The sequence below is a fragment of the Pseudonocardia sp. GCM10023141 genome (assembly GCF_042653605.1).
In genome coordinates this window covers 126,947-148,689 of the sequence record NZ_JBHSIR010000035.1, presented here as the reverse complement: position 1 = coordinate 148,689, position 21,743 = coordinate 126,947, and the positions used below count along the sequence as shown (strand labels likewise).

The 21,743-nt window shown below is 71.9% G+C and carries 22 protein-coding genes; 16 read left to right on the top strand and 6 right to left on the bottom strand.

Annotated elements, in window-relative coordinates:
* Window positions 1–14 precede the first annotated feature (14 nt).
* From ACFPFQ_RS20955 to ACFPFQ_RS20885, 15 genes are all read left to right on the top strand, one after another.
* A complete protein-coding gene (locus ACFPFQ_RS20955) occupies window positions 15–770 on the top strand; it encodes an MlaE family ABC transporter permease (RefSeq protein ID WP_379621325.1) in 756 nt (251 codons plus the stop codon).
* 2 nt (window positions 771–772) lie between these two features.
* On the top strand, window positions 773–1,618 hold the full coding sequence (locus ACFPFQ_RS20950) for an MlaE family ABC transporter permease (RefSeq protein ID WP_379621323.1): 846 nt from the start codon (window positions 773–775) through the stop codon (window positions 1,616–1,618).
* Window positions 1,615–2,847 (top strand): MCE family protein, encoded by a 1,233-nt coding sequence (locus tag ACFPFQ_RS20945; protein ID WP_379621321.1) that lies wholly within the window; start codon window positions 1,615–1,617, stop codon window positions 2,845–2,847. The genes ACFPFQ_RS20950 and ACFPFQ_RS20945 overlap by 4 nt, the downstream gene beginning before the upstream one ends.
* On the top strand, window positions 2,844–3,845 hold the full coding sequence (locus ACFPFQ_RS20940) for an MCE family protein (RefSeq protein WP_379621319.1): 1,002 nt from the start codon (window positions 2,844–2,846) through the stop codon (window positions 3,843–3,845). The genes ACFPFQ_RS20945 and ACFPFQ_RS20940 overlap by 4 nt, the downstream gene beginning before the upstream one ends.
* On the top strand, window positions 3,842–4,828 hold the full coding sequence (locus ACFPFQ_RS20935) for an MCE family protein (RefSeq protein ID WP_379621317.1): 987 nt from the start codon (window positions 3,842–3,844) through the stop codon (window positions 4,826–4,828). The genes ACFPFQ_RS20940 and ACFPFQ_RS20935 overlap by 4 nt, the downstream gene beginning before the upstream one ends.
* Window positions 4,828–5,922, top strand: a complete 1,095-nt coding sequence (locus tag ACFPFQ_RS20930; RefSeq protein WP_379621315.1) for an MCE family protein — start codon at window positions 4,828–4,830, stop codon at window positions 5,920–5,922. Before ACFPFQ_RS20935 ends, ACFPFQ_RS20930 begins: the two co-directional genes overlap by 1 nt.
* Window positions 5,919–6,965 (top strand): MCE family protein, encoded by a 1,047-nt coding sequence (locus ACFPFQ_RS20925; protein WP_379621313.1) that lies wholly within the window; start codon window positions 5,919–5,921, stop codon window positions 6,963–6,965. Before ACFPFQ_RS20930 ends, ACFPFQ_RS20925 begins: the two co-directional genes overlap by 4 nt.
* On the top strand, window positions 6,962–8,200 hold the full coding sequence (locus tag ACFPFQ_RS20920; RefSeq protein ID WP_379621311.1) for an MlaD family protein: 1,239 nt from the start codon (window positions 6,962–6,964) through the stop codon (window positions 8,198–8,200). Before ACFPFQ_RS20925 ends, ACFPFQ_RS20920 begins: the two co-directional genes overlap by 4 nt.
* Complete coding sequence (locus ACFPFQ_RS20915; protein WP_379621309.1) at window positions 8,200–8,778, top strand: hypothetical protein; 579 nt, start codon at window positions 8,200–8,202, stop codon at window positions 8,776–8,778. Before ACFPFQ_RS20920 ends, ACFPFQ_RS20915 begins: the two co-directional genes overlap by 1 nt.
* Before the next feature lie 237 nt (window positions 8,779–9,015).
* Complete coding sequence (locus tag ACFPFQ_RS20910; RefSeq protein WP_379621307.1) at window positions 9,016–9,648, top strand: DUF1707 SHOCT-like domain-containing protein; 633 nt, start codon at window positions 9,016–9,018, stop codon at window positions 9,646–9,648.
* Between the two features lie 28 nt (window positions 9,649–9,676).
* Window positions 9,677–10,984 carry an ABC1 kinase family protein gene (locus ACFPFQ_RS20905; protein ID WP_379621782.1) on the top strand — a complete coding sequence of 436 codons (1,308 nt, stop codon included), beginning with the start codon at window positions 9,677–9,679 and terminating at the stop codon, window positions 10,982–10,984.
* A gap of 87 nt (window positions 10,985–11,071) precedes the next feature.
* The gene (locus ACFPFQ_RS20900; RefSeq protein ID WP_379621305.1) at window positions 11,072–12,286 is read left to right on the top strand and encodes a cytochrome P450; all 1,215 of its coding nucleotides are present in this window, start codon (window positions 11,072–11,074) and stop codon (window positions 12,284–12,286) included.
* A complete protein-coding gene (locus ACFPFQ_RS20895; protein WP_379621302.1) occupies window positions 12,280–12,477 on the top strand; it encodes a ferredoxin in 198 nt (65 codons plus the stop codon). The genes ACFPFQ_RS20900 and ACFPFQ_RS20895 overlap by 7 nt, the downstream gene beginning before the upstream one ends.
* Before the next feature lie 34 nt (window positions 12,478–12,511).
* Window positions 12,512–13,108: a TetR/AcrR family transcriptional regulator gene (locus ACFPFQ_RS20890; protein WP_379621300.1), complete on the top strand. Its 597-nt coding sequence runs from the start codon at window positions 12,512–12,514 to the stop codon at window positions 13,106–13,108.
* Between the two features lie 3 nt (window positions 13,109–13,111).
* A complete protein-coding gene (locus tag ACFPFQ_RS20885; RefSeq protein ID WP_379621298.1) occupies window positions 13,112–13,534 on the top strand; it encodes a VOC family protein in 423 nt (140 codons plus the stop codon).
* Here the strand turns inward: ACFPFQ_RS20885 and ACFPFQ_RS20880 are convergent.
* The 6 genes from ACFPFQ_RS20880 to ACFPFQ_RS20855 form a co-directional block, all read right to left on the bottom strand.
* Entirely contained in the window at window positions 13,483–15,693 is a 2,211-nt protein-coding gene (locus ACFPFQ_RS20880) for a SulP family inorganic anion transporter (RefSeq protein WP_379621296.1), read from the bottom strand. The genes ACFPFQ_RS20885 and ACFPFQ_RS20880 overlap by 52 nt on opposite strands.
* 329 nt (window positions 15,694–16,022) lie before the next feature.
* Window positions 16,023–16,610 carry a TIGR03086 family metal-binding protein gene (locus tag ACFPFQ_RS20875; RefSeq protein ID WP_379621294.1) on the bottom strand — a complete coding sequence of 196 codons (588 nt, stop codon included), beginning with the start codon at window positions 16,608–16,610 and terminating at the stop codon, window positions 16,023–16,025.
* A gap of 63 nt (window positions 16,611–16,673) precedes the next feature.
* The gene (locus tag ACFPFQ_RS20870) at window positions 16,674–17,282 is read right to left on the bottom strand and encodes a DJ-1/PfpI family protein (RefSeq protein ID WP_379621292.1); all 609 of its coding nucleotides are present in this window, start codon (window positions 17,280–17,282) and stop codon (window positions 16,674–16,676) included.
* 95 nt (window positions 17,283–17,377) lie between these two features.
* Window positions 17,378–18,010 carry an arginine--tRNA ligase gene (argS, locus tag ACFPFQ_RS20865; RefSeq protein ID WP_379621290.1) on the bottom strand — a complete coding sequence of 211 codons (633 nt, stop codon included), beginning with the start codon at window positions 18,008–18,010 and terminating at the stop codon, window positions 17,378–17,380.
* Window positions 18,003–18,803, bottom strand: a complete 801-nt coding sequence (locus ACFPFQ_RS20860) for an SDR family oxidoreductase (protein WP_379621288.1) — start codon at window positions 18,801–18,803, stop codon at window positions 18,003–18,005. The genes argS and ACFPFQ_RS20860 overlap by 8 nt, the downstream gene beginning before the upstream one ends.
* A 193-nt stretch (window positions 18,804–18,996) precedes the next feature.
* Window positions 18,997–20,019 (bottom strand): ArsR family transcriptional regulator, encoded by a 1,023-nt coding sequence (locus ACFPFQ_RS20855; protein ID WP_379621286.1) that lies wholly within the window; start codon window positions 20,017–20,019, stop codon window positions 18,997–18,999.
* 218 nt (window positions 20,020–20,237) lie between these two features.
* Between ACFPFQ_RS20855 and zwf the strand changes: the two genes are divergently transcribed.
* Window positions 20,238–21,731, top strand: coding sequence for a glucose-6-phosphate dehydrogenase (gene zwf / locus ACFPFQ_RS20850; protein ID WP_379621284.1), 1,494 nt, complete (start codon window positions 20,238–20,240; stop codon window positions 21,729–21,731).
* Window positions 21,732–21,743: the final 12 nt, after the last annotated feature.

The window sequence follows — 21,743 nt, the reverse complement described above, 5'->3', positions numbered from 1 at the left end:
GTGCCGTGCGGGCCGTGGGTGAGCTCGTCGGGTTCGGGCTCGCCACCGTCCTCGCGCTGTTCCGGGTGATCGCGACCCGCCGGATCTCGCTGCGCGAGACGGCGCAGCAGACGTGGTTCCTCGCGTCCGTCACCACGATGCCGGCGCTGCTGATCACGATCCCGCTCGGCGTCGTCATCGCCACCACCGTCGGCTCGCTGGCGGGACAGCTCGGTGCGCAGAACTACACCGGGGCCGTGGTCGCGCTGGTGGTCGTCGGCCAGTCGTCACCGCTGATCTGCGCGCTGATGATCTCCGGCGTCGGCGGTTCGGCGATCTGCGCCGACCTCGGCTCCCGCAAGATCCGCGAGGAGACCGACGCGCTGGAGGTCATGGGCATCTCCGTGATCGAACGGCTCGTCGTGCCCCGGGTGATCGCGGCCGTGATCGTCACGATGCTGCTCAACGGGCTCGTGATGGCGGTCGGTATCGGTGCCAGCCTGCTGGTGCAGGTGCTGGTCCTCGACAACTCGTTGGGCGGCTTCCTGGCCACCATGACGGAGTTCTCCCGGCTGTCGGACTTCGTCGTCGCCGGGATCAAGGCGTTCTTCTTCGCGGTGGCCGCGGCGATCGTGGCCTCCTACAAGGGCCTCACTGCGAAGGGCGGGCCGGGCGGTGTCGGCACCGCCGTGAACGAGGCGGTCGTGCTGGCGTTCCTCATGGTCTTCGTCGTCAACATCACGCTCACCGAGCTCTACCCGGTGCTGTTCCCGGCCAAGGGGAGCTACTGACGATGGTCACCCGCATCCCGACGGCGCTCAGCAGCCGGTTCCGGCGCGTCACCGACGCCCTCGTCGAGTTCGGCGACCAGTTCGCGTTCTACGCCCGCTGCGTGGCGTCGGTGCCCAAGACGCTGAAGTCCTACGGCGGCCAGGTCGTCAAGCTGCTGGGGGAGATCAGCTTCGGGTCGGCGGCGCTGCTGGCGGGCGGCGGCACGGTCGGTGTCGTGTTCGCCATGGCGTTCATCTCCAGCGCCCAGGTCGGGCTCGAGGGGCAGCGCGGCCTGAGCCTGATCGGGCTGAGCCCGTTCGCCGGGCTGATGTCGGCGCTGGTCAACACGCGCGAGCTGGCGCCGATCGTCGCGAGCGTGGCGCTGGCCGCCAAGGTCGGCACCGGGTTCACCGCCCAGCTCGGCGCGATGCGGATCTCCGAGGAGATCGACGCGCTCGAGGTGATGGCCATCCGATCGATGCCGTTCCTGGTCACCACGCGCATGATCGCGGCGCTGATCGCGGTGTTCCCGCTCTACCTGCTGGGGCTGTTCTCCTCCTACCTCGCCACCCGCGTCACGGTGGTGTACCTGGGCGGCCAGGCCGAGGGCACCTACGACTACTACTTCCAGCTGCTGCTGGCGCCGAGGGACGTCTTCCTGTCGCTGCTGAAGGCCCTGATCTTCGCGGTGGTCGTGACGCTGGTGCACTGCTACTACGGCTACAACGCCAAGGGCGGCCCGGAGGGCGTCGGCCGGGCGGCCGGCCGGGCCCTGCGCACCAGTCTCGTCGCGATCATCATGATCGACATGATCCTGACCTTCACGTTCTGGGGGCTCACCCCGCAGCTGCCCGGGGTCGGATCATGACGCGGGCGATGCTCGCGCTGCGCGGGCTGGCGGCCGCCGTCGTGATCGTCGTGGCCGCCGTGCTCGCCGTCCTGTTCAGCTCCGGGACGTTCGACAGCTCGCCCACGATCACGTCCTCGGTGGCGGTGCTCGGCAGCCCGATCCGCCCGCAGTCGGCCGTGCAGTACCGCGGCGTGCGGGTCGGCACGCTGCAGAGCGTCGAGGCCGATCCGGCCGGGCGTTCGACGTTGGTGATGCGGATGGATCGGGACGCGATGACGCGGGTCCCGACCGGCGCGCAGGTGCGGATCCTGCCGCTGACCCTGTTCGGTGACCAGGTGGTCGACCTCGAACCGCCCACCGGTGCGGCGCCGCTCGGCATCGCCGCGGGGGCGGCGCTGCCTGCCGACGACTCGGCCGAGACGGTGGCGCTCTACACCGCGTACCAGAAGCTCTACGACACGCTCAACGAGATCCAACCCGCCAAGATCAACATGGTGCTGTCGGCGTTCGCCGACACGCTGCGCGGGCGCGGGCCCGAGATCGGTCGCACCATCGACACGCTGCACCGCCTCGCCGTGCAGCTCGATCCGCTCGTCGAGAGCCTCGGGCCCACCCTCGACACCGTCGCCGGCATCAGCGACAAGCTCTCGGACTCGGCGCCGGACCTGTTCACGACGCTGCGCAACGCCACCCAGGTGTCGCAGTTCCTCGTGACCAAGCAGCAGGACATCGCCGCGCTGCTGGGCGGGGGCATCGGGCTGTCCGACGAGGCCGGCGCCTTCTTCGACCGCAACCACGACGACATCATCACGGTGGTGCGCACCGCCGATCCCGTGGTCGCCGTGCTCGCGCGCAACCCGCAGGGCCTCCCCGACGTGCTCGATTCCACGGCGCGCGCGGGCCGGGCCACCACCGGGCTGTCCCACCGCAGCAACCTCGACGCGGTGCTGTCCATCGAGGACACCCGGACCTACGGGCCGCGCGACTGCCCGCGCTACGGCGCGATGGCAGGCCCCAACTGCGGGTCGGCGACCCCACCTGTGGTGCCGTCGCCGTGGTCGACCCAGCCGCCGCCCGGCGGCACCGTCGGCGCGGTCGGCAGCCCGGAGGAGACCAGCCAGTTGCAGCAGATCCTGCCGCAGATGGCGCCGACCCCGGCCCCGTCGGCCCCCGACCCCGGCGCCGACGGACTGCGCGGCCTGCTGCTCGGGCCGGTGCTGCGCGGAAGTGCGGTGCATACGTCGTGAAAGACACCGCAGTGTTGATCAAGCTGGCACTGTTCCTCGTCGTCACGGTGCTGGCGTCGGTGCTGGTGGTCAACACCCTGATGCAGCCGTTGCCCCGGTCCACCGTGTCGTACACGGCCCAGTTCACCGACGCGCAGGGCCTGACGCAGGGCAGCGACGTGCGGGTCGCGGGCGTCCGGGTGGGGCAGGTCGAGTCCGTCAGCCTGCGCAACGGGATGGCCGAGGTGGCCTTCGAGGTCACCGACGACCAGGTGCTGCCCAGCGACGCCGGCGCGATCGTGCGCTACGCCGACCTGCTCGGAGCCCGGTACATCGCGATGACGGCCGGCAAGGGGGCGGGTGGACGGCTGGCCCCGGACGCGATGATCCCGGCGAACCGCACGCTGCCCGCCGTCGACCTCACCGCGCTGCTCGCGGGCTTCCAACCGCTGTTCGAGTCCATCGACCCCGCGCAGGTCAACCAGCTGGCCGGCTCGCTCGTCGCGGTCTTCCAGGGCGAGTCGGGCACGGTCGTGCAGCTGCTGCAGCAGGTGATCGCCGTGACGTCGACGATCACCGACAGGGACGCGGTGATCGGGCGGGTCCTCGACAACCTCAACGTGGTGATCAGCGGGCTGCTGGGCAAGCAGGCGCAGTTCACGGATCTGGTGGGTGCCTTGACCACGCTCGTGCAGACGGCAGCCGACGAGCGCGCGCAGATCGGTGACGTGCTCGACTCCGCATCGCAGCTGGCCGGCACGCTCGCCGACGTCACCCGCCGGGCAGGCCCGGATCTCGCGAAGGACGTCACGTCGCTGCACGCGGTGGCGGCCATGGTCGACGAGAACGGCAACGCGCTCATCGGCGGCCTGCAGTCGGTGAACCAGGCGCTCAACGGGCTGGGTCGGGCGAGCGGCTACGGCAGCTGGGTCAACCTGTACCTCTGCAACCTCGTGGTGAAGGTCGGCCCGGTCGAGGCCACGGTGCCCCCGAACGTCCACAGCTCGGTGTGCCGATGACCGGGATGAAGAACCCGTTGCTGCTGGGCGGGATCGGGGTGGTGGTGATCGCCGTGCTGCTGGTGGCCGCCCTCGTGGTCCCGCAGGTCAGCTTCAACGCGCGCACCGACGACTTCACCGCCCAGTTCAGCAACGCCGCCGGGCTGGCAGGCGACGCGCAGGTGCTCGTCGCGGGCGTGCCGGCCGGGCGCGTCACGAGGGTGAGCCTCGCGGGTGATCACGTCGACGTCGCGTTCCGCCTGGACAAGGGCCAGTCGCTGGGTGACCGGAGCCTGGCGGCGATCAAGCTGCAGACGATCCTCGGTCGCCGCTTCCTCGCGATCACCCCGGCGGGCGGCAACCTGCTCCCGGCCGGTGGCGTGATCCCGGTCGAACGCACCCAGGTGCCCTACGACATCGGCACGCTCTCGCGGGCCGCGAGCGACACGATAGGTGGCCTCGACACCACGAAGTTGCAGTCGATGATCACCACGCTCAGCGACGTGATCCCGTCGGATCCGAAGCTCGTCGGCGGCGCGCTGGACGGGGTGGCGGGTGCCTCGAAGCTGCTGGCCTCGCGCAACGAGGGGTTCCAGCAGCTGCTCAAGGGCGCCAAGTCGGTGTCGGACCTGCTGGTCGGCCAGCAGGCGAGCATCGCGCAGCTGCTCGACAACGGCAACGTCGTCGCGCAGTTCCTCGTCGACGAGCGCGATGCCCTCCACGCACTGCTGGTGGACGTGCAGAACCTGACGCGATCGGTGAACACGTTGCTGCACGACACCCAGGGTGAGCTCGGCCCGCTCATCGACCGGCTCGACAAGGTCGCCGGGCTGCTCGCGGACAACGAGAAGAGCATCAGCGACCTGCTCGTGACAGCGGCGCCCGCCGTGCGCTACGTCGCGAACGCCAGCGGCAACGGGCCGTGGGTCGACCTCTCGGGGCCGGCGCTGGTGCTGCCCGACAACGTCCTGTGCGTCGCCGGTCTCGCGCAGGGGTGTCGCTGATGTGGGTCCCGTCGCGCGGCGTGCTCGCCGGGCTCGTCGCGGTGCTGCTGCTGGCGAGCGGCTGGTACGCCTTCGTCCGCCCACCCGCGGTCCTCACCGTGACGGCGACGTTCGCCACCACCGACGGCCTGTTCCCCGGCAACAAGGTGGACCTGCTGGGCATCCCCGTCGGCAACGTCGTGTCGGTGCAGCCGCAGGGCCCCACCGTGCGCGTGGTGATGACGCTGCCGTCCGACACGCAGGTGCCGGTCGAAGCCCACGCCTACATCATGTCGCCGGACGTGATCTCCGACCGCTACATCGAGCTCACCCCGGTCTACCGCGGCGGCGCGTTGCTGACCGACGGCGCGCAGATCCCGCTGGAGCGCACGCACGCGCCGATCGCGTGGGACAAGCTGGCGAAGGCCGTCGACGGCCTGCTCGCCACGCTCGGGCCGACCCCGGAGCATCCCGACGGCACGCTCGGCCCGCTGCTGCGCACCACGGCGCTGTCACTCGACGGCAATGGTGAGAAGGTGCGCGACGCGATCGCCACCATCAACCAGGCGAGCTCGGTGCTGGTGGGCGACACCCCCGACATCACGGCGGCGCTGTCGAGCTTCGGCAAGCTCGTCGACATGCTGCAGACCCACCAGGCGAGCATCGACCAGCTCGCCCGCTCGGTCAGCGCGCTGTCGGACGAGTTCGGCGCCGAGCAGGAACGCATCACCGACACCGTCACCGACCTCGCCGACGTGCTCGACCAGGTCAACGCGCTGGTCCGGGACAGGTCCGGGCAGCTCACGGGCACCGTCGCCCATCTGGCGGCGGTCAGTGAGAACCTCGCGAGGCTGCGTCAGCGGCTCGTCGACACCCTCGACGTGGCGCCGACGACGTTCCAGAACGTCAGCAACGCCGTCGACGCCGACGGCTCGTTGCGGCTGCGCCTGGACGTCTCGACCCAGCTGCAGCAGTTCGCGGCCGGACAGGCCGTCTGCAAGGCGCTGCCGCTGCCGCTGTGCAACGGTCCCGGCCTGGCCAACCCGATCCCGGTGCCCGTTCCGGAGGCCGTGGACCCGTTGGGGCTCCTCAACTTCCCCCGGAGCGGCCGATGAGACGCGCGATGATCATCGGTGCGACGCTCGTGGCGGTGCTGTTGGCGGGCGGGTGCGGGCTCAGCTTCCAGAACCTGCCCGTCGGGCGGGCGCCCACAGGCGAGAGCTACCCGATGACGGCGGTGTTCGACGATGCGTCGGGCCTGCCGACGGGCGGTCTGATCCGGCTCGGGCAGAGCGCGGTCGGGCGCGTGGAGTCGGTGGAGGCCAAGGACTTCACCGCGATCGTGCACATGAACATCGCGTCGTCGGTGCGGATCCCGGCCGGCACCACCGCGCGGCTGCAGCTGCCCTCCCCGTTGGGAGAGGAGTTCCTGGTGCTCCGGCCGCCCGCAGGCCCCCAGGGCGACGCGCTCGCGCCCGGTGCCACGATCCCGCTGAACCTGACCAGCCGCGGTCCGGACATCGAGAACCTGTTCGCCGCGCTCGGGATGCTGCTGGGCGGCAGCGGGTTGCAGCAGGTGTCGACGATCGTGGCCGAGTCCAACAAGGCGCTCGACGGGCGGGAGGGCGAGGTCCGGGACCTGCTCGACCGGCTGCACTCGGTGCTGGGCACGTTCGAGAGCCACCGGGAGCAGATCGCCACCACGCTCGACTCGGTGGACCGCCTCGCGTCCTACACTCGGGAGAACCAGGCGACGATCGACGCGGCGCTCGACCGGATCACGCCGGGGATCGAGGCGCTGCTGGCGCAGAAGGACTCCTTCAACGAGCTCGTCGCGAAGATCCGGCCGCTCGCCGACAGCGTCAACGGCGTGGTGGGCAGCACCAGCGACCAGTTCACCGCGCTGGCGAAGAACATCCGCCCGCCGCTGGACGGCCTCGCGGCCATGAACGACCGGATCGGCGCGGTGCTCGCCGACGTCGGCAGGCTCGGCCCGAACGTCAAGGCGGGCATCCCGGGCGACTACATCACCGTCAGCGGACGGCTCGACGTGCCGGAGGTGGTCACGTCGCTGCTCGGGCAGCTCGTCACCGGCGGCAGCACGAAGCTCCTCGGTCCGGGCGGGCCGGGGCAGCTGCTGAAGGGGGTACTGCGATGACCGAGCGCGGGGCGTGGCTCAAGGTCATCGCGTTCCTGGTCATCGGGCTGCTCGCCGCGGTGCTGGTGGGCGCCCAGACCATGAGCCGCGACGTGCTCGGCGGCGGCAAGCGCATCACGGTGCAGATGCCGGACGCTGGCGGGCTGCTGCCCGCCTCGCTCGTCACCTACCGCGGGGTGAAGGTGGGCACCGTCAAGGCGATGGACGTGCGCCTCGGCGGCGCAGGCGTCACCGCCACGCTGTCGCTCACCACCGACCTGCGGATCCCCGCGGCCACGACCGCCGTCGTCGCGATGGACACCCCGGTGGCCATCGAGCACCTTGATCTGCAGCCCGACACCGACACCGGTCCCTACCTCGAGGACGGCTCGGTCATCGCCGAGGACCGCACCGTGCGCCCGCTGGCGCTGGAGCGGGTGCTCGCCGACGCCTACGGCACGCTCAGCAGCATCAACACCGCCGATCTGCACACCACCGCCGACGAGCTGGCCGTGGCGCTGCAGGGCATGGGGCCGCAGCTGCAGTCGTTGCTGGCCAACTCGATGGCGCTGATCGACACCGCCGACACCCTGACACCGCAGATCATCGACCTGACCACCAAGGGCAACCAGCTGCTGCGGCCCACCTCGCTGCTGGTGTCGCGGCTGCCGCAGCTGGCTGCCACGCTCAAGGACCTCAGCGGGCAGGTCAGCGGCCAGCTCGACAACGTCTCCACGGTCGTGGACCGCGGCAATGAGCTCGCCGACCGGCTCATCCCGCTGATGCACGACAACCAGGAGGGCGCCGCGGCGATCCTGGCCAATGGCGCGGCCGTCGGGCAGGTGCTGAGCGTGCGCACGGCGGCGCTGAACACCGGCTTCGCCACCATCCCCCGGGGCTTCGACGACCTGGCGAGCGTCTTCGTCCCCGTGCCAGGTGGGGCGACGGGAGCGCGGGTCAAGTTCGTGGCCACGCTCGGGCCGGTCTGCTACTACGACGCCCAGCGCCGGCTGCCGCAGGACACCGCGCCGATGCCGGTGGAGCCGAACTGGAGCTGCGCGGGCGACCAGCCCTACGTGCAGCAGCGGGGCGCGGCCAACGTGCCGACGCCGGGGCGGGTCGGCACCTACGACCCGCAGAGCGGTGCCGCCACCACCGGCGACGGCACCCCCGTCCAGCTCGGGCAGAACGGCGGACAGAACCAGGTACTCGGCGCCCGCTCGTGGTCGTCGCTCTTGCTACAGGGAGTGCAGTGATGCCCGACACGATGTCCCAGACCGTGACCGAGGAAGACATGCTGGACGCCACGACCCCGGCATCGGTGGAGCCCGAGCCGGCACCCGTCGGTCGCGGGGGATGGCTGCGCCGACCCCACGTGCTCGCGGTGGTGGCCGGGTTCCTGGTGCTGGCGGTGGTGGCGGGGCTGGCGTTGTTCAACTGGCGGCAGGAGTCGGCGCTCACCGGTGCGCGCAGCGCCGCGCTGGACGCCGGCAAGCGCTACGCGCTGGACCTCTCCACCTACGACTACCGCAAGATCGACGACAACTTCACGCTCGTCTCGCAGAACTCCTCGGCGGCCTTCGCCAAGCAGTACAAGGAGGTCAGCGACCAGCTGTCCGGGATCATCAAGCAGTACCAGGGCGTCTCGGAGGGCACGGTCGTCGACGCCGGGGTCGCCTCGGGTGACACGTCGCGCGTGGACGTGGTGCTGTTCGTCGACCAGAAGATCACCAACACGCAGGCGAAGGACCCGCGCGTCGACCGCAGCCGGATGAAGATGTCACTGGTCTCCGACGCCGGCACGTGGAAGATCGACAGCCTGACGCTGCTCTGACCGCGCCAACCGTTTCGCCTCGGCGCCAACGCCTGGACGTCGGCGCGGTGGCTACTGGGTTGGCGCGGTCGTGGGGTGGCTCGGACGGGAACCCGCCGCGCCAATGTGTTGGCCACGGCGCCAACGTCTCGACATCGGCGCGGCGGCCAACCGGTTGGCGCGGTGGTTGTGATGATCTCCGGCGATCCGGGACCAAAGACGGACGCATCGGCGGCGCGTCTGCGTCAGTATGGGTGGGTGACCGAACCGCACCCGGAGATGCGCATCGGCGATCGTGAACGTCAGGCTGTGGACGCGCGGCTGCGCGCGGCGCAGGCCGATGGCGTGCTGACACTGGGGGAGTACGACGAGCGGGCCGCGGCCTGCTTCGCCGCGCGCACCCAGAGCGAGCTCGATGTGCTGGTCCGCGACCTCCCCTCCCCGTCCGACCCGCCGGCCCCGAAGCCCGCCGCGGCCACCGCCGGTCCCGTCGAGGTGCGCAAGTCCGTGCCACCGGCGCGTTCCGGGCACGGTGGGCTGCGGGGCGGCCTGATCGGTGTGGCGGTGGCGGCGCTCGCCGTCTTCGCCGGCACCCAGGTCGTGGGTGCCGCCGACGGCGTCGCGATCTTCGGCCACCGCACCGTCATGGTCGCGCCCGGGCAGAAGACCGTCGACGTCGGGATGCTGTTCGGCAGCGTCCGCGTCGAGGTGCCACCGGGGACGCACGCCACCACCAAGGGCACGGTGATCTTCGGCAACACGCAGTGTGCGCTCGCCTGCAGCACGCCCGGCACGAGCGAGGTCGTCGTCACCGGCAACGGGGCGTTCGGCAGCGTCGAGGTCGCGCAGCCCGGCGAGAAGGTCAAGGACAGCAAGGACAAGGACGACTGACGTGAGCCGAGAGATCCCCCAGGGCGGCATGGGCCGATCCGCCCGGCTCGCGTCGCTGCCGCTGTCCTTCGCCGGTCGGGCCGTGGCGGGGTGGGGACGCCGCAACCTCGCCGGTGCCGATGCCGGCGACGTCGCCGCCGACACGATCGCCCGCAACGCCGACCAGCTCTTCGCCGTGCTCGGTCAGCTCAAGGGCGGCGCGATGAAGCTCGGGCAGGCGCTGAGCGTCTACGAGGCGATGATGCCCAGCGAGCTGGCGGGCCCGTACCACGAGGCGCTGGCCAAGCTGCAGAACGCCGGGCCGTCGATGCCCGCGAAGGACGCGCACCGGATGCTCGCCGAGCAGCTCGGTGGCGGGTGGCGCGGCCGGTTCCTGGAGTTCGACGACGAGCCGGCCGCGGCGGCGAGCATCGGGCAGGTGCACCGCGCGGTGTGGCGCGACGGGCGCGAGGTCGCGGTCAAGGTGCAGTACCCCGGCGCCGACGTCGCGCTCGATGCCGACCTGCGCCAGCTGCAGCGGTTCTCCCGGTTGTTCGCCGCCGTCCTGCCGGGCCTGGACGCCCGCGAGCTGGTGCGGGAGCTGCGGGACCGGATGCTGGAGGAGGTCGACTACCGCGCGGAGGCGCAGCACCAGCGGGCGTTCGCCGCCGCGTTCGCCGACGACCCGGCCGTCCGGGTACCGGGGGTCATCGCCTCCGCTCCCAAGGTGATCGTGTCGGAGTGGCTCGACGGCGTCGCGCTGGGCTCGCTGATCGGCACCCCGGCCGTCGACGCCGCCGACCAGGCCCGCCGCGACGGGTACGCCCACACGATCATCGAGTCGATGTTCTCCTCGCCCGCGCGGGTGGGGCTGCTGCACGCCGACCCGCATCCGGGCAACTTCCTCGTCCTCGACGACGGCAGGCTCGGCATGATCGACTTCGGGGCCGTCGCCGCGCTGCCCGACGGCATCCCGCCGGTGCTGGTGTCGATCCTCGCGCTGATCGCGCGCGGCTCAGGTGCGGAGCTGACGGAGCTGCTCGTCGCCGAGGGTTTCCTGGCGGGCGACGCCGAGGAGGCCGATGTGCTGCGGTGGGTGGGCGCGCTGGCCGACCCGCTGCGCGTCGATGCGTTCCACTTCGACCGGGCCTGGATGGCGCGGCAGGGTGCGCGGGTCGCGAACCCCGGGAACAAGGCGTTCCGCTCCACCGGACGCGCACTGAACCTGCCGGCGGAGTACATGCTGGTGCTGCGGGTACTCGGTGGCTGGATGAACATCCTGGCCCAGCTCGACTGCACCGTCGAGGCGCGCGCGATCGTCGAGAAGTGGGTGCCGGGCTTCGCCGTCGTCGACTGAGCGCGCTCTCAGTAAGCGATAGTCAGCTGTCACTTCGGTGGTAACGTCGAGGACGTCGTTGACCGTTGGGGAGAGGGCGGATAGGCAATGACCGAAACACCTGTGATGCCACTGCACATGCAGCGCGAGCGGTTCGATCCGGTTCCGGAGCTCACCGCCGCGCGCGAGCAGGAGGGGGCCACCTTGGTCGTCATGCAGCCGTTCGGGCAGGCGGCGTACCTGGTGACCCGGTTCGAGGACGTGCGCGACGTGCTCGCGGACGCCACCCGCTTCAGCAACGACCGCGGCAACGTCTTCGCCGCCCCGAACATGCCGAAGATCAGCGCCGAGGAGCTCGCGGAGATGCGGGCCGGGCAGATGCTGGCGTTCGACCCGCCAGAGCACACGCGGCTGCGCCGGATGCTCACGCCGGAGTTCACGATGCGCCGGATGCGCAGGCTCGAGCCGCGCATCCGCGAGATCGTCCAGGATGCGCTCGACGACGTCGAGACGGCCGGTGGCTCGGCACGCACGGCCGATCTCGTCTCGACGTTCGCGCTGCCGGTGCCGTCGCTGGTGATCTGCGAGCTGCTCGGGGTGCCCTACTCCGACCGCGCCGAGTTCCAGGCCCGCACGAGCAAGCAGCTCGACATGACCCTGCCGTTGGACGAGCGGCTGAAGCTCGGCCGGGAGAGCCGCGCCTACATGGGCGAGCTGGTGGCGCGCGCCCAGGCCGATCCGGGCGAGGACATGCTGGGGATGCTGGTGCGCGAGCACGGCGACGACCTCACCGCGTCCGAGCTCGCCGGCATCTCCGGTCTGCTGCTGGTGGCCGGGCACGAGACCACGTCCAACATGCTGGGCATCGGCACGCTCGCGCTGCTGCAGCATCCTGAGCAGCTGGCCATGGTGCGCGACGATCCGGCTGCGGTGGAACCGGCCGTCGAGGAGCTCATGCGGTGGCTCTCGATCGTGCACTCGGGCGTGCCGCGCACCACCACGCAGGAGGTGGAGATCGCGGGCGAGACCATCCCTGCCGGATCGCTCGTCGTGCTCGCACTGCCCGCGGCCAACCGCGACCCGGCGCTCGTCGAGGACCCCGAGCGGTTCGACATCACCCGCGGCGCGATGGGGCACGTCGCCTTCGGTCACGGGGTGCACCACTGCCTCGGTGCGCCGCTGGCGCGCATGGAGATGCGGATCGCGTTCCCGGCGCTGCTGCAGCGCTTTCCGGACCTCGCACTCGCCGTGCCGTACGAGGACGTCGCCTTCCGGGCGTTCCACTTCGTGTACGGCCTCCACTCGCTGCCGATCACATGGTGAGGGTGGCCGCGGACCGCGACCGCTGCGTCGGGTCCGGGATGTGCCTGATGGCGGTGCCGGACGTCTTCGACCAGGACGACGACGGGATCGTGACGCTCCTGACCGAGGCTCCCGCCGACGAGCAGGCCGGCGCGGTGCGCAAGGCCGTCGCCAACTGCCCGTCCAGGGCGCTGAGCGTGGGCGACGCCTGATATCTCCGGTTCGTTCCTGCGCTACGGTGCCCGCATGACCGCGGTGCACGGGCGAGCCCTGCGTGTCGACGCGGTGCGCAACCACGAGCGCATCACCGTCGCGGCGAGCGAGGTCTTCGAGGAGCTGGGTAGCGAGGCATCCCTCGAGGAGGTCGCTCGCCGTGCCGGTGTCGGCGTCGCCACGCTGTACCGCCGCTTCGGCAACCGCGACACGCTCGTGGCCGCCGTGCTCGAGCACGTCATGACCAGCGAGATCGAGCCGGCACTGAGCGCCGACACCGGCGACCCGTGGCGCGACCTCGTCGATGCGCTCGCCGCCAGCATCGACGTGCTCGCGGCGCACCGGGTACTCATCCGGCTCGCGCGGGAGGCCGACGCCATCAAGGTCGACGTGGTGGACCGCTACCTCCGCTCGATGGACCAGCTGCTCTGCCGCGCGCGCGATGCGGGACTGGTGCGCCCGGAGCTGCTGGCCCGCGACCTCGCCGCGGTCGTCGTCATGTGCGTGTCGGTGATCCATCCGCAGGATCCATCGGGCGCCGACCGCCGTCGCTACCTGGCGCTGCTGGTGGACGGCATGCGCCCGTCGGGCACGCTGCTGCCGGAGCCCGCGACCGAACCGGAGGTCTGACGCATGATGATCACGAGGCTGCGCCAGGTGGTGCTCGACACCACCGATGCACGGGCGCTGGCCGAGTTCTACCGGCAGTTGCTCGGCATGTACTACCGCCCGGGCGACGAGCCGACCGCCGCCGGTGAGCCCGACCCGGCCGGAGCCGACTGGCTGGTGCTGCGGCGCGGCCCCGGCCGCGTGCAGCTCGCCTTCCAGCAGGTGGCGAGCCTGCCGGAGGTGACGTGGCCCGACGGGCCGGTCGCGCAGCAGCTGCACCTGGACCTGACGGTCGAGACACCGGCGGAGCTCGCGTCCGAGCACGAGCGGGCACTGGGGCTCGGTGCGCGGCTGCTGCGTGACCTGTCCGCGGATCCCGAGGAGCCGCTCTACGTCTACGCCGACCCGGCCGGGCACCCGTTCTGCATCTTCGTGGCGCCCGCCTGAGCGTCGAGCGGGCGGAAGGCCTGGGCGTCGCCGTCGAGGACGAGGACGCGTGCGGAGCGGATGTCGAAGAACAGGCCCAGCGCCGCCAGCCCCCGGTCGGGGGAGCGCAGCTCCTGCAGTTGCAGTGCCACGTTGACCATCGCGAGCGCGTCCACCTCGTCGGCGCCCGCGGCGAGCGCGGCCCGGCCGACCGGATGGCCGTCGCGGAAGGCGGCGAGGCCGGGCAGCCCGGCGGCGAGCCAGCTGGCCAGCGCCCGCGGGGGCTGCTCGACGGCGGGCGGATCGAGCAGGGCGCGCATGGCGCCGCAGCCGGAGTGACCGCACACGATCGCGAGCGGCACCTTCAGCACGTCGGTCGCGTACTGCAGCGCGGCCTGCGACGCCTCGCCCGTGACGAAGTTGCCGACGTTCTGCACCGTGAACAGGTCGCCGGGACCGGAGTGCGTGATGACGTTGGGCACGACGCGGGAGTCCGCGCACGTCAGCAGCAGCGCCGACGGCCGCTGGCCGCCCACGAGCTCGCGCATCCGCGGACGGATCAGGCCCGCGGTGCGCGCGTGGTAGGCGGCGACGCCGGCCAGCACGGTCCCGGTCGGGTCGGTGGCCATCTCGCCGGCCTGCCACTGCGACCAGCTGGCGAAGCGGAACGGGGAGCGGGAACGGCCCGTGCGACCCTGCTCGCCGGGTTCGGTCACCTCGACGCTGCCGCCCGTCGCGCGATGGCGGCGGGTCCACGCGTCGAGGTGGTCGTACGCCGCGTGGTCGAGGTAGTCGACGACGAGGTCGACCTGCGCCGCTGCCCCGGTGGGGACGCGCGACAGCGCTCGCGACAGCGCCGGCACCGACAGGAAGCTGAGCGTGCCCTCGACGACGACGTGGTGCGCGTCGCCGTCACGGTCCGGCGGTGCGATCCGGATCCGGGCCCGCACCGCTCGGTGCAGCATCAGGACGCCCGCCACGGCGATGCCGATCGCGACACCCTCGAGCAGGTTCAGCAGCAGCACGCCGGCCGCCGTCGCGAGGTAGATCGGGAGCTCTCCGTGCACACGGGCCGTCCGGAGGTCGACCGGCTTGACCAGGCCGATGCCGACCACCACGAGTAGCCCGGCCAGCGCGGCGAGCGGGATCGCCTGGATCACGTCCACGAGCGCGATGCCGAAGACCGCGATCCACACCCCGTGCAGCACCGCCGAGGCACGGGTGCGGGCGCCGGCCTCGGCGTTGGCGGAGCTGCGCACGATCACGCCGGTGATCGGCAGCCCGCCGAGCAGCCCGGAGACCACGTTGCCGGCGCCCTGGCCGAGCAGCTCGCGATCGACGTCGGTGCGCGGCCCCTCGTGCATCCGGTCGACCGCGACGGCTGAGAGCAGGCTCTCGACGCTCGCGATCAGCGCGACGGTCAGCACGCCCCCGGCCAGCCCGGCCCACTCGTCGCCGGGCAGGAGTGCGAGCTGCGGGAGCGTGATCGCGTCGAGCAGGCCGCCGGGCAGCGCGACGCGGGGGACGTCGGGCCACAGGAGCGCCAGCCCGGTGGCGACCGCGACGGCGACGAGCGGGCCGGGGACGACCCGGATCGGACGCGGCAGCCGGGGCCACAGCGCGATCACCGCGATGGCCACCAGTCCCACCATCGCGGCGTGGTCGTGGCTGCCCAGCAGCTGCGCCGGGAGCTGCAGCGCGTTCGTCACCGGGTCGGGCTGTGGGCTGCCGCCGAGCACGACGTGCAGCTGGCCCAGCGCGATCGTGATGCCGATGCCGGCGAGCATGCCGTGTACGACGGCGGGCGGGATGGCGGCGGCGAACCGGGCGAGGCGGGTGAGCCCGAACAGGACCTGCACCAGCCCGGCGCCGAACGTGATCATGGCCGTGACCTGCCACCCGAACCGGGTGATCAGTTCCGCCAGCACCACGGTCAGTCCGGCGGCCGGCCCGCTGACCTGCAGCGGTGAGCTGCCGAGCAGCCCGGCGACGACACCACCGACGACCGCGGCGATCAACCCCGCCATGATCGGCGCGCCCGAGGCGAGCGCGATCCCCAGCGACAGGGGTACCGCGACGAGGAAGACCACCAGGGAGGCCCGGAGGTCGGCCCGCAGGTCGGCCCATGCTGTGCGGCGGAGGGAGCGAACGGCGGGGGTGTTCCGGGTCGGGGCGGGCACGGCGGTCCTCCAGGCTGGGCATCTCGGATGGGCGCCTCGCTGCACCCGGGCTGCGGGCCGTGAACGTGGTGTCCGAAAGATCCGTTCCCGCACCGTCGCCCGGATCGTCCCCGCTGCCTCCATGATCATCGACGGGCTGTGATCAGCTGACCGCGTGCCGGGCGCACGTCACTCGATCAGGGGTGACGTGGCTCTCGAAACCGGGCCGCGACCACCGCCGACCGACCCGAGGGGCGCGCCGGCTCCCGATCGGGTGAACTGGCAGAACGAACGGCGCGTTCGTCCACATCGCGTGGACGAACGCGCCGTTCGCTCGGGCGGGTCGGGCCTCAGCGGCTCCAGTCCGCGCGCCGTCCGAGGTAGGCCAGCAGCACCTCGACGTCGTCGGTGGGGTCCGCGACGGGGAGGGCCTCCGCGTAGGCGCCGAACGCCCGCAGTGGCTCGACGATCTGCACGGCGACCGCCATCAGTTCGCGCGCGAGCGGGGCCGTGAGCGGTGACGGGCTGCCGGTGGCGACGGCGATGTCCCACGCGTGCACCGCCGCATCGAGCGCGCAGGCTCCCGCGCCGACCGCGGGTGCCAGTGATCCCGGCGGCACCGGCACGGCGACCTCGGCGGCGTCCGCGTCGACCGTCGCCCAGGCGGCCGCTGCGGCCTGCATCGCCGCCTCCGCGAGGGCCGCCGGCGCCTCGGTCAGGGTTCCCGACGGCGCGAACGGGTCCTCGGTGGGCCAGCCGGTGCCGGTGATGGCGGCGGCGAACCCGTGCTGGTCACCCGCGGCGTGCTGCAGGACCTGTGTGACGGTCCAGTTCGAGCACGGGGTGGGCAGCGCCCAGCCATCGTCGGGAACGCCCTGGACGGCGGTGCGCAGCGCGTCGTGGGCCTGGTCGAGGACGGTCCAAGTGGTGGTTTCCATGAGATGAGCATAGCAGAACGGAATAATCTGTTCCAGTATCTCGAGGAGAACTTCCGGAGCAGGTCAGCTCAGCGCGTGGACCGGGGTGCGGATGGCGGCGAACACCCGCTCGACGGTCGCCCGCTTCTCCCCGACCGGGGCCACGTAGTCGACGGCCGTCCGCGCGACGTCCTCGCCGATCGTGCGGCTGATCGCCCAGGCCCCCAGGTAGAGCGAGGCGAGGCAGCCGCCCGCGGTGGCGATCGTGCCCTCGCTGTGGAACGGCTCGTCGAGCACCATGACGCCGCGCTCCTCGAGGTACGGCCGGGTGGTGACGTCGGTGCACACCGGCATCGAGTCGACCAACCCGAGCGTCGCCAGCACCAGCGCCCCCGAGCACTGGGCGCCGATGAACTGCCGGGCCGGGTCGAGGGGGAGCGCGGCGAGCAGGCCGGGGTCGGCCACGACGTCGCGCGTGCGGATGCCGCTGCCGATGAGCACGACGTCGGCCTCGGCGACGAAGTCGAGCGAGCGCTGCCCGACGACCTCGACGCCGTTCATCGACGTGACCACCGGTGTCGGTGTCGTGATGAAGGCGGTGAGCCCGTCGGGACGGGCCCGGTTGATCACCACGGACGCGATGAAGCTGTCGAGCTCGTTGAACCCGTCGAAGGTGACCACGGCAACCTGCATGAGCTTCCCCCTGGCGCTGGACCGGTCGGTGGCGCCACCGTCGCAGCGGGGTCCGCCCGGGTCAGTAGCCAATCCGCGACTGCTGGCCTGCCCGGTCACAGCCGCCGAGTCCGCCGTCGGCCGCCGCCACCGCCGCGGGCAGGCGCAGCACGCCGACAGTGCTGCCCGATCGCCGCCCTCGACGTCGGACCGCTGCGCGACGATCGCGCCCGCGCGACGATCGCGCCCGCGTGCTCGACGGCCCGGGTGAGCAGTTCGATCAGCGTCACGGTCTCGCCGGAGCGGGTGCGCAGCATGCGACCGTCGGCGCCGAGCACCGAGCCGAACGCGACGTGCACGGCCCGGTGGCCCTCGTCGAGCCAGCTGGCCTCGGTGGCGGCGGCGAACACCATCGCGAGGTGCGTGGGCGCCGTCCTCGATCCGCTGCCGGCACGCTCGACGAGCGGTCCCCGGGTGACATCGTCGACAAGGCGAGCCAGTCCCTCGCGGCGCGCAGGTGGCTCGATCAGGCCCGCGGCGCCGACGGCGCCCGCGACGGCCGCCGCGATCTCGCGGGACGGCCTGCCGAGCCGTTTCGCGAGGCTCATGGCGACGTTGGACTGGTAGTCGGCGCCGTGCTCGGCGCCGGAGGGCCGGATCAGCGCCTGCTCGGATGTGATCCGCACGCCCCAAGCGGTGTGCACCGCGGCCACGACCGCATCGGCGAGCAGCTCCGCGACGTCACCCACGGCCGAACCCACCCTCGGAACTGATCACCTGACCCGTGACCCAACCCCCGTCGGGGCCGACGAGGAACGCCACCAGCGCGGCGGCGTCCTCGGGGCGTCCCCAGCGGCCGAACGGCATGCTGCGCAGGGCCGCCTCGGTGATCTCCGGGGTGGCCCAGCCGGTGTCGGTCGGACCCGGGTTGACGCAGTTGACGGTGATCCGCTGCCGCGCGACTGCGGCCGCGAGGCTGGCCGTGATCCCGGCGAGCGCGGCCTTGCTGGTGGCGTAGGGGATCTCCGCGGGCATCGGCCCGTTGTGCTGGCCGGAGGTGAACAGGACGATCCGGCCGTCGCCCCCGTCGACGTCAGCTGCGGTGCTGAAGTGCCCGGCGAACTCCTTGACCAGCAGCAGCGTGGCGCGGGTGTTGATCGCGAAGCTGGCGTCGATCTCGGCGGCCGTGAGCTCGGCCAGCGGTGCCCACGGCGTGCTGCGGGCGTGGTTGGCCACCAGCACGTCGACGTGCCCGAACGCGTCGATACCGGCCTGCAGCACCGCGGCGGGAGCCTCGGGGTCGGAGAAGTCGGCGCTCACGTACTCGACGCGGTGGCCGCCGGCCCGCAGCTCGGCGGCGATCGCCGACGCGCCGTCGGCGTCGACGCCCCACGGCTTCTCGGCGTCGTGGGCCTCCCAGCCCTGCAGCAGCAGGTCGGCTCCCTGCTCGGCCAGCCGTCGCGCGATCGCGGCCCCGATGCCGATGCGACGCGTCACGCCGGTGACGATCGCGGTGCGTCCGGTGAGGGGGGCGAAGGACATGGCGGGTGATCCTTTCGGGCGGTGGCGATGCGGGATCACGATGACCGCGTCGGTTCCGCCTGTCGATCTGATTGCGGCAGGGGTCGGACCCCCGAACGGGTTGCAGGAAAGCCACTTTCCCGCAACGACATTGCAGGAAAGTGGCTTTCCTGCAATGTGAGGCCCGCCGCCGCGCCATCAGCGAGGACACCACTCACTCGGCGATGCGCTCCAGCAGCCCGGCGTGCTCGGTCGTGCGTGAGGTGCGCGGCCGATCCAGGAGCAGGCTCCCGCGCGGCGTTAGGGTGTGGCGGACGGCGGGACCGTGGCGCATGCTGATGATCAGCCCGGCCTCGCGCAGCACCTTCGTGTGCTGGCTGACCGCGGCCGCGGAAGTGCCCGCGCGGGCGGCGAGCTCGCCGGTGCCCGACAGCCCGCCGGCGATGGCGCCCAGCAGCACGGCCCGGGTGCGGCCCAGCAGCTTGGCGAGGTCGCGGTTCGCGTCGGCCGCCGTCCACAGCGTTCCGGGGCCGTCGATCTCGAGGCGAGCGGGGTAGGTCACGGTGCAGTCGCCCGTGATCGTGTCCACCATCGCGGCCGGCCTGCGCAGGAAGAACGACGGCGCGAGCGTGACGCCGCGGCCGTCGAGCCGGATCTCGTGGTCGGCGCTGCGGGGCAGGTGCAACGTCATCGACTCCCACCGCATCTCCGGGTGCAGCGTGGCCAGCAGGCCCTCCATGCCCTCGTCGAGCAGCGCTCGGGACCGCGTGACGCGGTCGGCGAACAAGTGCGCGCGGATGCCCTTCCACACGGGTGCGACGGCCGCCCGGTGGTACTGCGCCAGCCGGCCCATGAGCGCGGCTCGGACCCGGCGGTCGTCCGCGAGCCCGCGCAGCTCGTCGGGGAGTCGGCCCAGCGCCCGGGTGTGGAAGTCCAGCTCGGACTGCACCGCGGCGGGATCGGCTGCCAGCACGGCCTCGATGCTCTCGTCCATGTCCTGTCGCAGGCCCGACAGGCTGGCCAGGTCCAGGAACGAGTCCTCGGACACGAGCGCGCCGAGCTCGGGCGGCCGCGCGCCGATGGTGGCGTGGACCTGGCGCCGCCACTCCCGGAACGTGACGTCGGCCCGGCCCAGTCGCAGCACCGACAGGCTGTGCAGCGTCTCGGCCATCGGCCCCATGGACGGAAGCACCCGAACGCGCAGGACGTCCCGCGCGGTGAAGTGGATCCGGAGCATGTCGTTCTCCTCGGGTTCTGCTGGAGACCGCGATGCTGCCGGGCCACGGCATCCGGCCCGCCCGGATGCGGTATCTGGCACCCGATCAGCACCGCGATGCAGGATCTGGCGCGTGCCGCGGTCGAGCCGGACCCTGCGAGCGTGCTGGGTGTGGCCCGAACCCGTTAGGGTTCGCCCGAACCACTCGCCCACAGTTTCGTCCCCTGGGAGGATCGAGCGTGGCCGACAACCGCCCCGAGATCGCTTACCCGTCCCCGGGTTCGCGCCCGCACCGGCGCGACCTGGAGCCGCTGCTGCCCCACGTCATCGTGCTCTTCGGTGCCACGGGAGACCTGGCCAAACGCAAGTTGCTCCCCGGCCTCTGCTATCTCGAGGAGTCAGCGCTCGCCCCGGACGTCCGGATCGTGGGCACCGCGATGGAGGACCTCAGCACCGACGAGTTCCGCACGCTGGCCCGCAAGGCCATCGAGAGCTTCGGCACGCACAAGCTCACCGACGACGCCTGGACGCACTTCGCGGAGCGCATCACCTACGTGCCGCAGGGTGCCGGGCCGGAGGGCCTGACCACGGCCGTGAAGGCAGCAGAGGATCTGCTCGGCCCGCAGGTGCGGCGCCTGCACTACCTCTCGGTGCCGCCCAAGGCCGCACAGGCGGTGATCACGATGCTGTCCGAGGCCGGGCTGGTGGACAACGCGCGCGTGGTGATGGAGAAGCCCTTCGGCAGCGATCTCGCCAGCGCGATCAAGCTCAACGACTTCGTGCACGAGGCGTTCGACGAGTCGCAGATCTTCCGGATCGACCACTTCCTGGGCAAGGAGGCGGCGCAGAACATCCTGGCGTTCCGTTTCGCCAACGGGCTGTTCGAGCCGATCTGGAACCGCAACTTCATCGACCACGTCCAGATCGACATCCCGGAGACGCTCGGGCTCGACCAGCGCGCCAACTTCTACGAGTCCACCGGCGCCTACAAGGACATGGTGGTCACGCACCTGCTGCAGGTGCTGGCGTTCGTCGCGATGGAATCGCCCACCGCGCTGGAACCGCGCGCGATCAGCGAGGAGAAGAACAAGGTCTTCCGCTCGATGCTGCCGATCCGGCCCGCCGACGTCGTCCGCGGCCAGTACGGCGGCTACCGCGCCGAGACAGGCGTCGCGCCCGACTCCGACACCGAGACGTTCATCGCGCTCAAGGTCGGCCTCGACAACTGGCGCTGGGCGGGCGTCCCGTTCTACCTGCGCACCGGCAAGAAGCTGGCCGAGGGCATGCGGATCATCTCGATCGCCTTCAAGGAGGCGCCCCGCACGATGTTCCCGGCCGGGTCCGGGGTGGGGTCGCAGGGCCCCGATCACCTGACGTTCGACCTGGCCGACGCGTCGCGGGTGTCGCTGTCGTTCTACGGCAAGCGGCCCGGTCCCGGAATGCGGCTGGAGAAGCTGTCGATGCAGTTCTCCACGCAGGAGACCGACCAGGCCGGTGACGTGCTGGAGGCCTACGAGCGGCTGATCCTCGACGCGATGCGCGGTGACCACACGCTGTTCACCACCGCGGAGGGCATCGAGTCGCTGTGGGAGCGGTCCGCGCGGCTGCTCGACGACCCGCCACCGGTGAAGATCTACCCGCCGGGCACGTGGGGCCCCAACGCGATCCACCAGCTCATCGCGCCCAACGCGTGGCGGCTGCCGTTCGAGCGGGCCTGGCGGGAGAAGAAGTAGGAGTGCCGGCCG

Excerpts from the sequence above, each read along its gene's own strand:
- ACFPFQ_RS20915 (WP_379621309.1), top strand. The coding sequence starts at position 8,200 with ATGCCCGACACGATGTCCCAGACCGTGACCGAGGAAGACATGCTGGAC.
- ACFPFQ_RS20855 (WP_379621286.1), bottom strand. The coding sequence starts at position 20,019 with ATGCTCCGGATCCACTTCACCGCGCGGGACGTCCTGCGCGTTCGGGTG.
- ACFPFQ_RS20950 (WP_379621323.1), top strand. The coding sequence starts at position 773 with ATGGTCACCCGCATCCCGACGGCGCTCAGCAGCCGGTTCCGGCGCGTC.
- ACFPFQ_RS20935 (WP_379621317.1), top strand. The coding sequence starts at position 3,842 with ATGACCGGGATGAAGAACCCGTTGCTGCTGGGCGGGATCGGGGTGGTG.
- ACFPFQ_RS20945 (WP_379621321.1), top strand. The coding sequence starts at position 1,615 with ATGACGCGGGCGATGCTCGCGCTGCGCGGGCTGGCGGCCGCCGTCGTG.
- ACFPFQ_RS20905 (WP_379621782.1), top strand. The coding sequence starts at position 9,677 with ATGGGCCGATCCGCCCGGCTCGCGTCGCTGCCGCTGTCCTTCGCCGGT.
- ACFPFQ_RS20870 (WP_379621292.1), bottom strand. The coding sequence starts at position 17,282 with ATGCAGGTTGCCGTGGTCACCTTCGACGGGTTCAACGAGCTCGACAGC.
- ACFPFQ_RS20900 (WP_379621305.1), top strand. The coding sequence starts at position 11,072 with ATGACCGAAACACCTGTGATGCCACTGCACATGCAGCGCGAGCGGTTC.
- ACFPFQ_RS20925 (WP_379621313.1), top strand. The coding sequence starts at position 5,919 with ATGAGACGCGCGATGATCATCGGTGCGACGCTCGTGGCGGTGCTGTTG.
- ACFPFQ_RS20920 (WP_379621311.1), top strand. The coding sequence starts at position 6,962 with ATGACCGAGCGCGGGGCGTGGCTCAAGGTCATCGCGTTCCTGGTCATC.
- ACFPFQ_RS20860 (WP_379621288.1), bottom strand. The coding sequence starts at position 18,803 with ATGTCCTTCGCCCCCCTCACCGGACGCACCGCGATCGTCACCGGCGTG.
- ACFPFQ_RS20930 (WP_379621315.1), top strand. The coding sequence starts at position 4,828 with ATGTGGGTCCCGTCGCGCGGCGTGCTCGCCGGGCTCGTCGCGGTGCTG.
- ACFPFQ_RS20875 (WP_379621294.1), bottom strand. The coding sequence starts at position 16,610 with ATGGAAACCACCACTTGGACCGTCCTCGACCAGGCCCACGACGCGCTG.
- ACFPFQ_RS20885 (WP_379621298.1), top strand. The coding sequence starts at position 13,112 with ATGATGATCACGAGGCTGCGCCAGGTGGTGCTCGACACCACCGATGCA.
- ACFPFQ_RS20890 (WP_379621300.1), top strand. The coding sequence starts at position 12,512 with ATGACCGCGGTGCACGGGCGAGCCCTGCGTGTCGACGCGGTGCGCAAC.
- ACFPFQ_RS20895 (WP_379621302.1), top strand. The coding sequence starts at position 12,280 with ATGGTGAGGGTGGCCGCGGACCGCGACCGCTGCGTCGGGTCCGGGATG.